The following is a 12,509-nucleotide window of genomic DNA, read 5'->3' on the forward strand; positions in this document are numbered from 1 at the left end:
TTCGGTAGAGGAGGTGTGTGGTCAGTGCGTCAGGAGAGGCTCTTGACCGCGGTCTCGACCTTGGTGCGGACCGTCTCGGGCAGCGGGGCGTAGCCCAGCTCGACCAGCTCCTGCTGGCCCTCGGAGCTGGCGGCGTGGCTCAGCAGGCCCTTGACCAGCGGCAGCTTGTCGGCGGCGAGGCCCTTGCTGCAGACGATCTCGTAGGTCGCCAGGACGATCGGGTACGCCCCGGCCTCCTTGGTGTTGTAGTCGATCGACATCTTGAGGTCGTTGCCCTGGCCCTCGAACTTGGCCCCGGCGATGGTCTTGCCGGCCGAGTCGCCGGTCAGCTCGACGAACTCACCGTTGCCGTTCTTGACCTTGGCCATCTTCAGGCTGGAGTTCTCGGCGTAGGACCACTCGACGTAGCTGATGGTGCCCTCGGTGCCCTTGACCTTGCTGGCCACACCGTCGGACTTCGCCGCGCCGACGCCGCCCGGGGCCTTCCACGCCTTGGAGTTCTCGAAGGTCCAGTCCGCCGTGGCGGTCTTCGACAGGTACTTGGTGAAGTTGTCGGTGGTGCCCGACTCGTCGGAGCGGTGCACCGCCTGGATCGCGGTCGACGGCAGCTTGGCGTCCGGGTTGTCGGCCTTGATCGCCGCGTCGTCCCACTTGGTCACCTTGCCGGCGAAGATCTTCGCCAGGGTGGCCGGGCTGAACTGGAGGTTGTCCGCGCCGCTGACGTTGTAGACGATCGCGACCGGGCCGATCACCATCGGCAGGTTGAGGGCCTGGCCACCGGCGCACTTGGCGTCGGCCTTCGGCTGCTCGTCCTCCTTGAGGGCGGAGTCGGAGCCGGCGAAGTCGGCGGTGCCCGCGATGAACGCCTGGACGCCGGCGCCGGAGCCGCTCGGCTCGTAGTTGATCGTGGTGCCGGAGCACTTCTGCTGGTACGCCTTGATCCACTCGGCCATGGCGTTCTTCTGCGCGGAGGAACCCTGCGCGTTCAGCGTGCCGGTGGCGCAGTCCGCCGCGGCGGCGGAGCCCGAGGCGGAGGTGCCGGTCGGCTCGTTGTTGTCCGAGCCACAGGCGCTGAGACCAAGCACCGCGGTAAGAGCGAGGCAGGCAATGGCGCCGTGCCGCTGGAGCTTCACCTGAGGGGTTTCCCTTCACGTCTTTGTCAGGTCGCCCGGTCTCCCGGGTGCCGGCGCTGACCGGCTGAAAGGAAAGGTAGAAGTGCCAGGTAGACGGTTCGCCGGTCGGAAGTGAACGGAAGATGAACAGGCACGGCCGGCCCGGTGGCCGTAGCCTGAGGGCGCGTTGTCCATTTCGTGAACTCGCAAGCCACTATCGCTAATAGTACGATTTTTCCGGGCACCCGTTATCCGGCCGAGTCCACCGCGTGACGCGGCCGTGACCGCCGTTCGGTGGCCGGGGAGGTGGCGCCCGGGGTCAGCCGAGGTGGTAGTTGACGTGGGCCGACCAGCGGGCGAAGCCGAGCCGCTCGTAGAGGGCCACCGCGGCGCTGTTGGAGTCGTCCACGTAGAGCATCACCCGGTCCAGCCCGCGCCGGTCGCGCAGGTAGGACAGGCCGGCCGTGGTGAGCGCCCGGCCGAGGCCGCCGCGGTGCGCGGACGGGTCCACGCCGAGCACGTAGACCTCGCCGATCCGGGCCGAGCCCGGCCGCTCGTGCACCTTGGTCCAGTGGAAGCCGAGCAGCCGGCCGGTCGCCGAATCCTCCGCGAGCAGGAAGCCGGCCGGGTCGAACCACGGCTCGGCGAGCCGCACCCGCAGGTCGGCGCGGGTCCACCGGCCCTGCTCGGGGTGCTCCGCGAAGGCGGCGTTGTTGACCGCCAGCCAGGCGTCGTCGTCCTCGCCGGGGCGGAACGCACGCAGCCGTACGCCCTCGGGCAGGGCGGGCTCGGGCAGCGCGGCGGTCAGCGGGCGGCGCAGCTGCCAGAGCACCCGGGCACGGGTGAAGCTCAGGTCGACCGCGAGCGCGGCGGCCGACGGATGGTCGCCGTGCGCCCAGGCCCGCAGCGGCCCGGCGGCCGCGGCCAGCACACCCCGGGCGAGGGCCCGGCCGGTGCCCCGCCGCCGGTACGCCGGATGCACCACCAGTTCCACCCCGATCCCGTTCGCCGGATCGGTGGTGTCGAGGTGGGCGTACCCGGTCAGGGTCTCGTCGGGGGCGCGGGCCGTGAGGTGCACGGCGGGCGCCTCCGGGTCGCGCAGCCGGAGCAGCACGTGCTCGTCGAGCGGGTCCGCGCCGTCCGCGTCACCGGCGATCCGGGCCAGCGCCAGCACCTCGGCGACCTCGACCGGCGCCAGCCGGTCGGCGCGGGCGACACGGTCGGCGGTCGGCGTGGTGCTGCTCATTCCGCCACCGTAGCGGCCGGCGGGCCGCCGATCATGCCGGACGCGGGCACCGTGCGGTGGCGGTGATCACGTGGTGCCGGTGGGCAGCGCCTCGAGCTGGAAGCGCTGCAGCAGTTCGGGGAGGAGGTGCTGCAGCGCCTCGACCGTGCCGGAACGGTCGCCGCCCGCGTCGTGCATGAGGACGATCGAGCCCGGCCGGGTCTCGGCCAGCACCACCTCGGCGATCCTGGCGGCGCCGGGCGCCTGCCAGTCCGTCGGGTCGACCGCCCAGTGCAGCGGCGTCATGCCCAGCTCCTCGGAGACCGACACCACGGGGCGGGTCCAGGCGCCGCCCGGCTGCCGGAAGTAGGCGATCCGCGCGTCCGGGGCGGCCGCCAGGATCGCGTCGTTGGTGCGGCTCAGGTCGTCCCGGATCGCCTCCGGCGAGCGCTCGCCCAGCGTGATGTCGTGGTTCCAGGAGTGGTTGCAGAGCGTGTGTCCGTCGGCCACGATCGACCGGACCAGGTCGGGGTGAGCATCGGCGTTCTCGCCGACCACGCAGAACGTGGCCCGCACGCCGTACTCCTTGAGCAGGGCGAGCACCTGCGGGGTCCACTGTGGGTCGGGGCCGTCGTCGAAGGTCAGCGCGATCCGGGCCGAGCCGGTGCTGACCTCCGCGCCGTACGGGCCCTCGCTGTCGCCGGCCCGGCGGCTGGGGTTGGGGGAGCTCGGGCTGGCGGTGGGGCTCGGCTCGCCGTAACCGCCGCCCGGCGGGCCGGGAAACTCGGTGCTGGGCGGCTGGTCGCCGTAGTGCGGCGCGCGGACGCTGGCCGCCACGCCGTTGCCCCGGGGCGGGTCCTCGGGCATGAGGCTGCGCCCGAGCGCGAACGCGGAGCCGAGCAGCGCGGCCACCACCAACGTCACCATCCCGGCCGCGCGGAGCGTCGAGGCCGACATCAGCCGGCCCGACCGTTCGTCGCCCCCGTGTTCAACGCACGCACCGTCGCCCCCTTCGCCCGGCAGATCCGGCAGTCAGAGTAGGTCTGACTGAGTGGGCAAAAAGGGTGAAAGGGGCTAAGCATCCCCGATGGGGGACGGGGGCGACGAGCCTCCGCTCAGACGGGCAGCGGGGCGGGCTCCGACTCCGGCAGCGAGCGCGACGGCGGCACCACGAACTTGTAGCCCACCTGGCGCACCGTGCCGATCATCGACTCGTACTCCGAGCCGAGCTTGGCCCGCAGCCGCCGGACGTGCACGTCGACCGTGCGGGTGCCGCCGAAGTAGTCGTAGCCCCAGACCTCGCGGAGCAACTGGTCCCGGGTGAACACCCGGCCCGGGTGCTGGGCGAGGAACTTCAGCAGCTCGAACTCCTTGTAGGTGAGGTCGAGCGGGCGGCCCTTCAGCTTGGCCGCGTAGGTGTCCGGGTCGATGGTCAGCTCGCCGGCCCGGATCGAGCCGCCGGCGCCCGCCGTCGCGTTGCTCAGCCGGCCGACGGCGAGCCGCAGCCGGGCCTCCACCTCGGCGGGGCCCGCGCCGGCCAGGATCACGTCGTCCACGCCCCAGTCGGCGTTGAGTGCGATCAGGCCGGCCTCGGTGACGACCGCGACCAGCGGGACGCCCAGCCCGGTGGCGTGCAGCATCCGGCAGGTCGCCCGGGCCTCGCTCAGCTCGGCGCGGGCGTCCACGAGGACGGCGTCCGGGGTCGGGCCGGAGACCAGCGTGCGCACGTCGCGCGGCGCGGTGCGGACCGAGTGCGGCAGCAGGTCGAGTGCCGGCAGCACCGCCGATGGCTCACCTGCGCGCGCGGTCACCAGCAGCAGGAGCTCCACACGATCACCTCCGTCCCGGCGGCTCTGCGGCCGCGCGCGACCAGCGGCACTCCGGAGGGGTGGCGCTGAGAACTTGCGTGGGTCCCGGCGTCGCTGACGGGCGGGTAACGGCTTGAGCGTAACCGATCGCCTGGCCGTCACCTCCGTACCCTTTCCTGTTTGTCTGATCTGCCCCTGCTCGCGGCTCGGGTTTTAACGTTGCCGAAACCGTGACTCCGCCCGGCCGGCCCGGTCTGGCACGATCGGGGCGTGTTTCCCTCCACCTCGCCCGACACCGGCCGTGACCCGTGGTCCGACGGCGCGGCTCCCGGCCCCGCCGGCCCCGCCCGTGGCTACCCGCCGGCCCCGCGCACCGGTCCCACCGACGACGGCGGGCGGGAGCGGAAGGGGCCCCGCCGGCTCCGCAAGGGCGGACCGGGCCGCCGACCGGACGACGAGTCCGAGGAGGCGCCCGAGGAGGAGGTGCCCCCGGTCCCGGTGCGCCGCCCGCTCGCGCTGACCGTCGCGGGCTTCGCCGCGCTGCTCGGCGTCGGCCTGGTGCTCGGCGCGCAGACCGCCGGCCCGGGGCACCGGCTGCCCTTCGCGTTCATCATCTTCGGCGTCCAACTGCTCTTCGTGCTGGCCTGGACGATGGCCATGCGCCCGCCCGCGCTGCTGGTCGTCGCGCTGGTCAGCGCCGGTGCGGCCGGGATCGCCGACGCCGCCGCGGTGCAGTCGGAGATCGCCGGCCTGGCCCCCCTCGGCTACGCGGCGGCCGCCGGTTTCGTGCTCGGCGTGCTCGGCCAGCTCGTCCGCCGGGTCGACCGGGTCCGGGTGACCGACTCGCTGGGCAGCACCCTGCTGATCGTGGTCGGGGTGGTCGCGTTCGCCACGCTGATCGTGCTGAGCCGGATCCCGAAGGGCACCCAGGCGATCACCGTCTGCCTCACCGCCACCGGGGTGGCCCTGCTGGTGGCCCGGCTGACCGACGCCGTCGCCCCCTGGCCGCGGCTCGCCCCGCAGGTGCCCCGGGGCGCCGCCGGCGTGGTCGCCGGCGCCATGCTCGGCACCCTGACCAGCGCCCTGCTCGGCAGCTACCTGGTCGGCTTCACCCCGACCAGCGCCGCGCTGGTCGGCCTGGTCACCGCCGGCACGGCCGTGCTGGCCGACCTCGCCGTGGGGTACGCCGAGGCGGGCCGGCTCATGGCCGGGGAGCCCCCGACCATGTGGGTGGCCCGGCACATGCAGGGCCCGCTGGGCGGCTTCGCGCTCGCGGCGCCGGCCGCGTACGCCATGTGCGTGCTCTTCCTCTGAGCGCGCGGTTGGGGAATCGGCGCTCCGGGTAAGTACGGTTGCGGCGATCGGCGGCGAGGGCAGGAGGCGGCGTGGCAGAGGCGTACCCGGCGAACGAGGGCCGGCCCCGGCGGCGGGGGCGGAAGGTGCTGGTCGGTTTCGTCGTCCTGCTGCTGGTCCTGGCCGGGCTCCTGGTCGTCGCCGACCGGGTGGCCGCCGGTGTCGCCGAGCGCGCCATCGCCGACCAGGTGAAGAAGGAGGTCGCCAAGCAGGACGCGCAGTCCTCGGCGCCCCAGGTCGAGGTGGGCGGCTTCCCGTTCCTCACCCAGGTGCTCGCCGGCAAGTACGAGCGCATCTCGATCGTGCTGACCGACGTGCGGGGCAACGTGCAGGGCGACGCGGTCGACGTGCCGCGACTGGACGTGGACGCGCACGACGTCAAGGCGTCGCTGGACACCCTCCGCTCCGGCCAGGGTGACGTGGTGGCCGAGAGCGTCGACGGCCGGGGCACGGTGACCTACGACAGCCTGGCGAAGCTGCTCGACCGCCCCGGGCTCACCCTCGGCGAGCGGAACGGCAAGCTCGCGGTGACCGCGCCGGTCGACATCCTCGGCGCCAAGCTCACCGTGAACGGCACCGCCGACGTGACGGTCGCGGGCGGCAAGGTGGCGCTGCGCTTCAACGACCTGACCGCCGAGGGCCTGCCCAACCTGCCGCTCGCGAAGACGCTGCTGGCCAACTACGCCAGGGGCATCTCGATCGACGTGCCCCTGCCGGAGCTGCCCTTCCAGCTCAACGTGCGCAAGGTGGAGCCCAGGCCGGAGGGTCTCGTGGTCGACGCCGACGCGCGCAACGTGCCGATCAACTCGGCCGGCTGAGGCTCCGCCCGCCCGCCCCGGCGGTGTCCCGGATGCTGGTCGGCCCGGTGGCGTCCGGCGGGCCGGCTGGTAGGCTCCCGATCCATGGGGACGCTCCTCACCAAACGGCGCGCGGTCGACCTGTGCCGCGTGGCCACCTGCCTGTGTCGCCCCGTCATCTGACGGCGGAGCTGTCCTCGGCCGCTTAGCGGCCACCGGCCACAGGGTCCGCGTACCCTCCGGTTTTCCCCCTGATCGCCCGGCAGCGGCGCCGTCGCACGTACCCGTGATCCGTTCCTAGCTCTGGGTCCCGCGCGTGGTGCGACAATCACCGACTTCGATCTCCGCGCGCTGGCTCACCATCCATCCTCACAGGGAGTGATCTGATGAGTCGCGACACCGCACTCGTCTCGGCCGAGTGGGCCGAGAAGAACATCGACGCCCCGGGCGTCGTCTTCGTCGAGGTCGACGAGGACACCTCGGCCTACGACACCGGCCACATCGCGGGCGCCGTCAAGCTCGACTGGCGCACCGACCTCCAGGACCCGGTGCGCCGGGACTTCGTCAACCAGGAGCAGTTCTCGGCGCTGCTCTCCGAGCGGGGCATCGGCAACGACGACACCGTCATCCTCTACGGCGGCAACAACAACTGGTTCGCCGCGTACGCGTACTGGTACTTCAAGCTCTACGGCCACCGGGACGTCAAGCTGCTCGACGGCGGCCGCAAGAAGTGGGAGCTGGACGCCCGCCCGCTGGTCACCGACAAGGTGGAGCGCCCGGCGACGCAGTACGTCGCGCAGACGCCGGACACCTCGATCCGCGCGTTCCGCGACGAGGTCGTCGACGCGATCGGCACCAAGAACCTGGTCGACGTGCGCAGCCCCGACGAGTACGCCGGCCGGCTGCTCGCCCCGGCCCACCTCCCGCAGGAGCAGGCCCAGCGGGCCGGCCACGTGCCGACCGCGATCAGCGTGCCGTGGTCCAAGGCGGCCAACGAGGACGGCACCTTCAAGTCCGACGACGAGCTGCGCAGGATCTACGCCGACGCCGGGCTGGACGACGGCAAGGAGACGATCGCCTACTGCCGGATCGGCGAGCGCTCCTCGCACACCTGGTTCGTGCTCCAGGAGCTGCTCGGCCACCGCAACGTGAAGAACTACGACGGCTCCTGGACCGAGTACGGCTCGCTGGTCGGCGTGCCGGTCGCGCTCGGCGACGAGCCCGGGGAGGCCTGATCTTCATGACTGCTCCCACCGCTGCCGGCTGCGCCGCGCCGGACCAGGCCGCCCCCCTCCCGGCCAGCCTGGACCTGGAGAAGGAGACCGTCATCACCGGCCTGGTGCAGGCCGAGTCCGGCGAGGCCGTGCCGGGCGCGTACGTCCGGCTGCTCGACTCGACGGGCGAGTTCACCGCCGAGGTGGTGACCTCCCCGGCCGGTCAGTTCCGGTTCTTCGCCGCGCCGGGCACCTGGACCCTGCGGGCGCTCTCCCGGCACGGCAACGGCGACACCGCCGTGGCTGCCGCCCGCGGGATCAACGAGGTGACCGTCACGGTCGCCGCCTGACCCACGCTCTGATCGTGGCCCGCCGCCTGCCAAGGGCGGCGGGCCACGAGCCGTTTTGATGGCCCGCCGCCCTGCTGCGTTGATGCGTCGAGGCGCGGACCGGGCGGTCGTCGCGGCGTGACACCATGACCCGGTGAGTGGTGCCGTCCAGGCGGGATACGCCCCGCCGACCCGTCCCGACCAGCCGGATCCCGGCCGGCGCCGGCTGCGCTGGCTGGTGGCCGCCACGGCGGCGTGGGCGGTGCTGCTCGCCGGGCTCACCTGGTGGTCGGTGCGGCACGACCCGCCGACCGTGAAGGAGCAGCGCTCCCTGGAGCAGGCCGGTCCCGTCGTGGACCGGGCCGTCGGCCGCCTGACCGCAGCGGTCGGGCGGGACGGCGTGCCCGCCCTCCTGCCGGACCGGATCGAGCGGGGCTGCCGGGTCACCCCGCTGGACGACGGCGTCGAGCTGGAGCGGGGCGTCGAGGTCGTGCTGGCCGGTGACGACGTGCGTGAACTGCTCCAGCGGGTGGCCGACCGGTTGCCGCCGGAGTGGCGGGCGGGCGTCGCGACGTTCGACGGCGAGCCGCGGCTGCGCGCCGACGCCGGCGAGTTCGTGGCGGTCGAGGGCCGGGCCGGCGGGCCCGGCCGGGTCCTGCTCACCGCCGCGAGCGGCTGCCGGCCGGTGGGCGCGGGCTACCGGCCCCCGGCGGCCGACGCCGGGCGGGAGACCGCCGAGGCCACCCGGGCGATGGGTCGCTGGGGTGGCACGGCCGGGCCGGTCCAGGTGCTCGTGGCGCCGTGCCCCGGCGGCGGCACGGCCCGGACCGCGAGGGCGGAGACCGCCGGCGTGGGGCAGGCGTCGCTGGCGGCCGCGTTCGGCGCCGGCGCCCCGGCGGTACGCGACTCCGTCGACGTCTACGCCCGGTCCGGCGATCCGGCCGTGCTGGCCGAGCGGGTCGATAACCTGATCCGGGTGGCGGTCACCACCCCCTGCCCGGCCTGACGCAATCGGTCAGCGCCCGTGGCGCTGGTCGCGCGGACCGCGACTGCGGCCCAGGGCGTCCACCCGGCCCCACCGGCCGGGGATGTCCAGCAGCTCCACCCGGCCCATCCCGGCCGGCACGGCGGGATCGATGATCAGGTGCTCGCCCTGCGGCTCCAGGCCGAGCATCACCCGCAGCAGCAGCAAGGGAGTGCCGGCCGACCAGGCCTGCGGGCTGCACGCGGTGGGGTACTCCACGGGATAGTCGGTGAGGTCGCGCTCGTAGCCGGCGAACGCCTCGGGGAGCCGCCCGTTGAAATACCGGGACGCGCTCAGCATGGCCTCGCAGATCTGCCCGGCCTCCTCCCGGAAGCCGTACTTCCACAGGCCCCAGGCGATGATCGAGTTGTCGAACGGCCAGACCGTGCCGACGTGGTAGCCGATCGGGTTGTAGCGGCCCTGGTCGTCGGCGAGGGTCCGCACGCCCCAGCCGGAGAAGAGCCGCGGCCCGAGCAGGTGCCCGGCGATGGTCGCCGCACGGGACTCGTCGACGATGCCGCTCCAGAGCAGGTGCCCGATGTTCGAGGAGAGCGAGTCCACGTGCCGGCCGTCCGGGTCGAGGGCGAGCGCGTAGTACTCCCGCTTCGGGATCCAGAAGTCCCGGTTGAACCGCTCCTTCAGCTCGGCCGCCTCGCGCTCCAGCCGGTCGGCGTACGCCGGGTCGTTCCAGTAGGTACGCGCCAGGCGGGCGCCCCGCAGCTTGGCGTCGTACGCGTAGCCCTGGAGCTCGCAGGTGGCCCGGGGGAAGGGCGGCAGCCGGCCGTCGGAGTAGGAGATCGAGTCCCAGGAGTCCTTCCAGCACTGGTTCTGCAGGCCGGTCTCCGGGTTGCGGGTCAGGTACCAGACGTAACCCGTGCCGAGCAGGTCCCCGTACGTGTCGAGCCAGGCCAGCGCCGCCCGGACGGACTGTTCCAGCTGCTTGACCAGCGCCGCGTCCCCGGTCCACCGCTCGTACTCGTCGAGCAGGATCACGAACAGCGCCGTGGTGTCGGCCGAGCCGTAGTACGGCGAGTGCGGCTGCTCCTCGAAGCCGGCTGTCTCGCCGTAGCGCAGCTCGTGCAGGATCTTGCCGGGCTCCTCGTCCCGGAAGTCGTCCACCCGGCTGCCCTGGAGAGCGGCCAGCATGGCGATGGTGGGCGGGACCAGTTCCGGCAGGAACGGCAGCACCTGGAGCGACGTGAAGATGCTGTCCCGCCCGAACAGGGTCATGAACCAGGGCAGGCCGGCGGCGAGCAGCCGTACGCCCAGCGCGATCGACTCGTACCGGAGGGCGGCCAGGTCGTTGAGGCTGCGCCGGTACGCCCCGGCCAGTGGCTGGCAGTCGCAGCCCAGCTTCGGGGCCCGCGCGATCAGCTCGTTCTGCTCGGCGTGGATGGCCGCCACGGAGCGCTGCCCGCCGAGCGGCAGGGTGGCCCGGATGTCCTGCCCCCGGGCGCCGAAGATCTTGGTCGCGATCTGCAGCTGGGTGGTCCACTCGCCGTGCGGCCCGACCCGGACCCGGTAGGTCAGCCCTTCGCGGTCGACCTCGGCGGGCGCGCTGCTGTCCACCACCGCCTCCCGATGGAACCCCTCCCGCCGGTAGGTGAGCCGCAGCTGGTTCTCGCCGACCGTGGGCGTGGTCCGCCCCTTCTTCTGGCGCTGGTGCTTGATTTCGAACAGGTCGGCGAAGTCGGCGCCGATGTCCAGCCGGAGGGTGAACTCCACCTCCTGACCGGAGTGGTTGAGCAGGGTCAGCTCCTCGTCGAAGCTGCCGCCGATCGACCGGCTGCGGATTACCGAGACCTTGGCGTCCAGGTAGTGCGTGGGCTCCCCGGGGACCAGGAAGAACCGGGTCCGGTACGACATCGAGTCGTCGATGGAGAGCGCGTGCAGCCGCTGCCCGTTGAGGGTGAGCAGCCAGGTCGAGATGAATCGGGTGTCGAACGAGAAGAGCCCGGTGGGGAAGTCGAACGACGGCTCGATGTCGCCGCGCCGGTCGCAGACCAGGAAGGTGTTGCCGTCCAGGATGCTGACACGTGCCTTCATCCCGACCGCCGGACGTGTTCGCGGGCGGTCTCCCGCGGGTCCCGGACGCCGGGCGGATCGGGGAAGAACCGGCGGAACACCAGGAACAGCACCACGTTGCCGCTGAACGTCGCCTCGTTGCGCAGCACCGCCGCCATGCCCTGCTCCCGGCCGGTGATCAGCTCCTCGAACAGGTCGGCGCTGACGGTGAAGACGGCGTCGGCCGGCAGTTGCTCCCGGGTCACCCGGACCGTCCCGGGCGCCAGCTCCAGATACCAGTGCTCGGTGCGGTTCTCGGTGGTCAGGTCCAGTTGGAGGTGGCCACGGATCGGACTGCGCAGCACTGCCGGGGCACGCGCCGGCAGGGATGCGAAGAACTGTTCGATCGCCTCACCCACATCAGGATCGTAGGCAGCGGTCGGACATGTCGGGCGAGGATCGCCAGTCCACGCGGAACGGACATCCCCTGGTGCCGAGCGGCGTCAGTAGACCAGGGCCTGGGCGCCCTCGGCCATCGTCTCCTCGACGAAGACGGCCGCCCCGGCGATCCGTACGCCGGGGATGACGTCGTCCGCCCCGATGTCGCGGCGGGCCGCGCACTGCGTGCAGGCGGTCACCTTGCCGGTGGTCAGGATGACGTGCAGCAGTTCGGCCAGCGGCGCGGAGTGCGGCAGCTCGAAGGTCTGCGCGCGCCCGGGCAGTGCGAACCAGGTCGACTCACCGGTGAGCCAGAGCGACACGTCCACCCCGGCGGCGGCCGCGGTGGCGGCGACGGTGAAGGCCTGTGCGCAACGCTCCGGGGCGTCGGCGCCGGCGGTGGCCTTGACGACGAGAGTGCGGGCCATGCCGCCCAGCATAGGATGGCCGGGATGGTTACCGAGATCGGGTTCGTCAGCCTGCTGGTCGCCGGCCTGGGCGCGCTCGCCGGTGGCCTCGTCTACGTCGCAGTCCGCATCTCGAGAGGCAAATGGTGAGTGAGAACCCGCTTCAGCCGCCGTGGCTGAACGCGCCGCCGGTCGACCCGTACCCGTACGAGGAGAGCCACGACCTGCGCGTCGGCCCGAAGCTGCACCGGAGCCTGGACGGGCTGCTGCCGTACATCGGGGTGTGGCGCGGGCGGGGCCGCGGCGGGTTCCCCACCATCGAGGACTTCGACTTCGCCCAGGAGATCCGGATCAGCCACGACGGCCGGCCCTTCCTGTTCTACGAGTCCCGTGCCTGGATCCTCGACGAGCAGAGCCGCCCGGTGCGCCCGGCCGGCCGCGAGGTGGGCTGGTGGCGTCCGGTCCTGGACGGCGACCGGGTCACCGACGAGCTGGAAGCGCTCATGACCACGCCCACCGGCGTGATGGAGCTGCACATCGGCAAGCGCAAGGGCACGCAGATCGAGTTCGCCACCGACGCGGTGGTCCGGACCGCCACGGCCAAGGAGGTCACGGCCGGCGCCCGCCTCTTCGGCATCGTCGAGGGCGCCCTCCTCTACGCCCAGGAAATGGCCGCCGTGGGCCACCCCCTGAGCCCCCACCTCTCAGCCCGCCTGACCCGAGTAGCCGGCTGACCCCTTTCCCACCCAGCCCAACTCCCTCTCCCCCGCCTCCAGCCCCGGTGATCATGAAGTTAGC

Annotated in this window: 15 protein-coding genes; 8 read left to right on the top strand and 7 right to left on the bottom strand. The window is 72.8% G+C overall.

Annotated elements, in window-relative coordinates:
* Window positions 1–29: 29 nt before the first annotated feature.
* From pstS to GA0070214_RS22495, 4 genes are all read right to left on the bottom strand, one after another.
* Complete coding sequence (gene pstS / locus GA0070214_RS22480) at window positions 30–1,133, bottom strand: phosphate ABC transporter substrate-binding protein PstS (RefSeq protein WP_091267451.1); 1,104 nt, start codon at window positions 1,131–1,133, stop codon at window positions 30–32.
* 298 nt (window positions 1,134–1,431) lie between these two features.
* Window positions 1,432–2,358, bottom strand: coding sequence for a mycothiol synthase (mshD, locus tag GA0070214_RS22485; RefSeq protein ID WP_091267454.1), 927 nt, complete (start codon window positions 2,356–2,358; stop codon window positions 1,432–1,434).
* Window positions 2,359–2,424: 66 nt separating this feature from the next.
* A complete protein-coding gene (locus GA0070214_RS22490; protein WP_091267458.1) occupies window positions 2,425–3,294 on the bottom strand; it encodes a polysaccharide deacetylase family protein in 870 nt (289 codons plus the stop codon).
* Between the two features lie 158 nt (window positions 3,295–3,452).
* Window positions 3,453–4,166 carry a winged helix-turn-helix transcriptional regulator gene (locus tag GA0070214_RS22495; protein ID WP_091267462.1) on the bottom strand — a complete coding sequence of 238 codons (714 nt, stop codon included), beginning with the start codon at window positions 4,164–4,166 and terminating at the stop codon, window positions 3,453–3,455.
* Window positions 4,167–4,415: 249 nt separating this feature from the next.
* Between GA0070214_RS22495 and GA0070214_RS22500 the strand changes: the two genes are divergently transcribed.
* The 6 genes from GA0070214_RS22500 (at window position 4,416) to GA0070214_RS22520 (ending at window position 8,844) form a co-directional block, all read left to right on the top strand.
* Window positions 4,416–5,459: a hypothetical protein gene (locus tag GA0070214_RS22500; RefSeq protein WP_091267464.1), complete on the top strand. Its 1,044-nt coding sequence runs from the start codon at window positions 4,416–4,418 to the stop codon at window positions 5,457–5,459.
* A gap of 71 nt (window positions 5,460–5,530) precedes the next feature.
* Window positions 5,531–6,316, top strand: coding sequence for an LmeA family phospholipid-binding protein (locus tag GA0070214_RS22505; protein ID WP_091267468.1), 786 nt, complete (start codon window positions 5,531–5,533; stop codon window positions 6,314–6,316).
* 84 nt (window positions 6,317–6,400) lie between these two features.
* Entirely contained in the window at window positions 6,401–6,478 is a 78-nt protein-coding gene (locus GA0070214_RS32945) for an Ms5788A family Cys-rich leader peptide (protein ID WP_311202345.1), read from the top strand.
* 203 nt (window positions 6,479–6,681) lie between these two features.
* Window positions 6,682–7,530, top strand: coding sequence for a sulfurtransferase (locus GA0070214_RS22510; RefSeq protein WP_091267472.1), 849 nt, complete (start codon window positions 6,682–6,684; stop codon window positions 7,528–7,530).
* 5 nt (window positions 7,531–7,535) lie between these two features.
* Window positions 7,536–7,859, top strand: a complete 324-nt coding sequence (locus tag GA0070214_RS22515; protein ID WP_091267476.1) for a DUF1416 domain-containing protein — start codon at window positions 7,536–7,538, stop codon at window positions 7,857–7,859.
* A gap of 133 nt (window positions 7,860–7,992) precedes the next feature.
* The gene (locus GA0070214_RS22520; protein WP_091267482.1) at window positions 7,993–8,844 is read left to right on the top strand and encodes a hypothetical protein; all 852 of its coding nucleotides are present in this window, start codon (window positions 7,993–7,995) and stop codon (window positions 8,842–8,844) included.
* Between the two features lie 9 nt (window positions 8,845–8,853).
* Here GA0070214_RS22520 and GA0070214_RS22525 read toward each other — a convergent pair whose 3' ends face one another.
* The 3 genes from GA0070214_RS22525 to GA0070214_RS22535 form a co-directional block, all read right to left on the bottom strand.
* Window positions 8,854–10,908 carry an amylo-alpha-1,6-glucosidase gene (locus GA0070214_RS22525; RefSeq protein WP_091267485.1) on the bottom strand — a complete coding sequence of 685 codons (2,055 nt, stop codon included), beginning with the start codon at window positions 10,906–10,908 and terminating at the stop codon, window positions 8,854–8,856.
* Complete coding sequence (locus GA0070214_RS22530; RefSeq protein ID WP_091267488.1) at window positions 10,905–11,285, bottom strand: SCP2 sterol-binding domain-containing protein; 381 nt, start codon at window positions 11,283–11,285, stop codon at window positions 10,905–10,907. The genes GA0070214_RS22525 and GA0070214_RS22530 overlap by 4 nt, the downstream gene beginning before the upstream one ends.
* Window positions 11,286–11,369: 84 nt before the next feature.
* Entirely contained in the window at window positions 11,370–11,744 is a 375-nt protein-coding gene (locus GA0070214_RS22535; protein WP_091267491.1) for a DsrE family protein, read from the bottom strand.
* A 12-nt stretch (window positions 11,745–11,756) separates the two neighbouring features.
* Between GA0070214_RS22535 and mtfM the strand changes: the two genes are divergently transcribed.
* Complete coding sequence (gene mtfM / locus GA0070214_RS32855; RefSeq protein WP_275587258.1) at window positions 11,757–11,861, top strand: small membrane protein MtfM; 105 nt, start codon at window positions 11,757–11,759, stop codon at window positions 11,859–11,861.
* The gene (locus tag GA0070214_RS22540) at window positions 11,855–12,445 is read left to right on the top strand and encodes a heme-binding beta-barrel domain-containing protein (RefSeq protein WP_091267494.1); all 591 of its coding nucleotides are present in this window, start codon (window positions 11,855–11,857) and stop codon (window positions 12,443–12,445) included. The genes mtfM and GA0070214_RS22540 overlap by 7 nt, the downstream gene beginning before the upstream one ends.
* Window positions 12,446–12,509 lie beyond the last annotated feature (64 nt).

The organism is Micromonospora chaiyaphumensis (assembly GCF_900091435.1).
GTDB lineage: Bacteria > Actinomycetota > Actinomycetes > Mycobacteriales > Micromonosporaceae > Micromonospora > Micromonospora chaiyaphumensis.

Coding starts and splice junctions, on each gene's coding strand:
- GA0070214_RS22525 (WP_091267485.1), bottom strand. CDS start 10,908: ATGAAGGCACGTGTCAGCATCCTGGACGGCAACACCTTCCTGGTCTGC.
- GA0070214_RS22490 (WP_091267458.1), bottom strand. CDS start 3,294: ATGTCGGCCTCGACGCTCCGCGCGGCCGGGATGGTGACGTTGGTGGTG.
- GA0070214_RS32945 (WP_311202345.1), top strand. CDS start 6,401: ATGGGGACGCTCCTCACCAAACGGCGCGCGGTCGACCTGTGCCGCGTG.
- GA0070214_RS22540 (WP_091267494.1), top strand. CDS start 11,855: ATGGTGAGTGAGAACCCGCTTCAGCCGCCGTGGCTGAACGCGCCGCCG.
- GA0070214_RS22510 (WP_091267472.1), top strand. CDS start 6,682: ATGAGTCGCGACACCGCACTCGTCTCGGCCGAGTGGGCCGAGAAGAAC.
- mtfM (WP_275587258.1), top strand. CDS start 11,757: ATGGTTACCGAGATCGGGTTCGTCAGCCTGCTGGTCGCCGGCCTGGGC.
- GA0070214_RS22515 (WP_091267476.1), top strand. CDS start 7,536: ATGACTGCTCCCACCGCTGCCGGCTGCGCCGCGCCGGACCAGGCCGCC.
- mshD (WP_091267454.1), bottom strand. CDS start 2,358: ATGAGCAGCACCACGCCGACCGCCGACCGTGTCGCCCGCGCCGACCGG.
- GA0070214_RS22535 (WP_091267491.1), bottom strand. CDS start 11,744: ATGCTGGGCGGCATGGCCCGCACTCTCGTCGTCAAGGCCACCGCCGGC.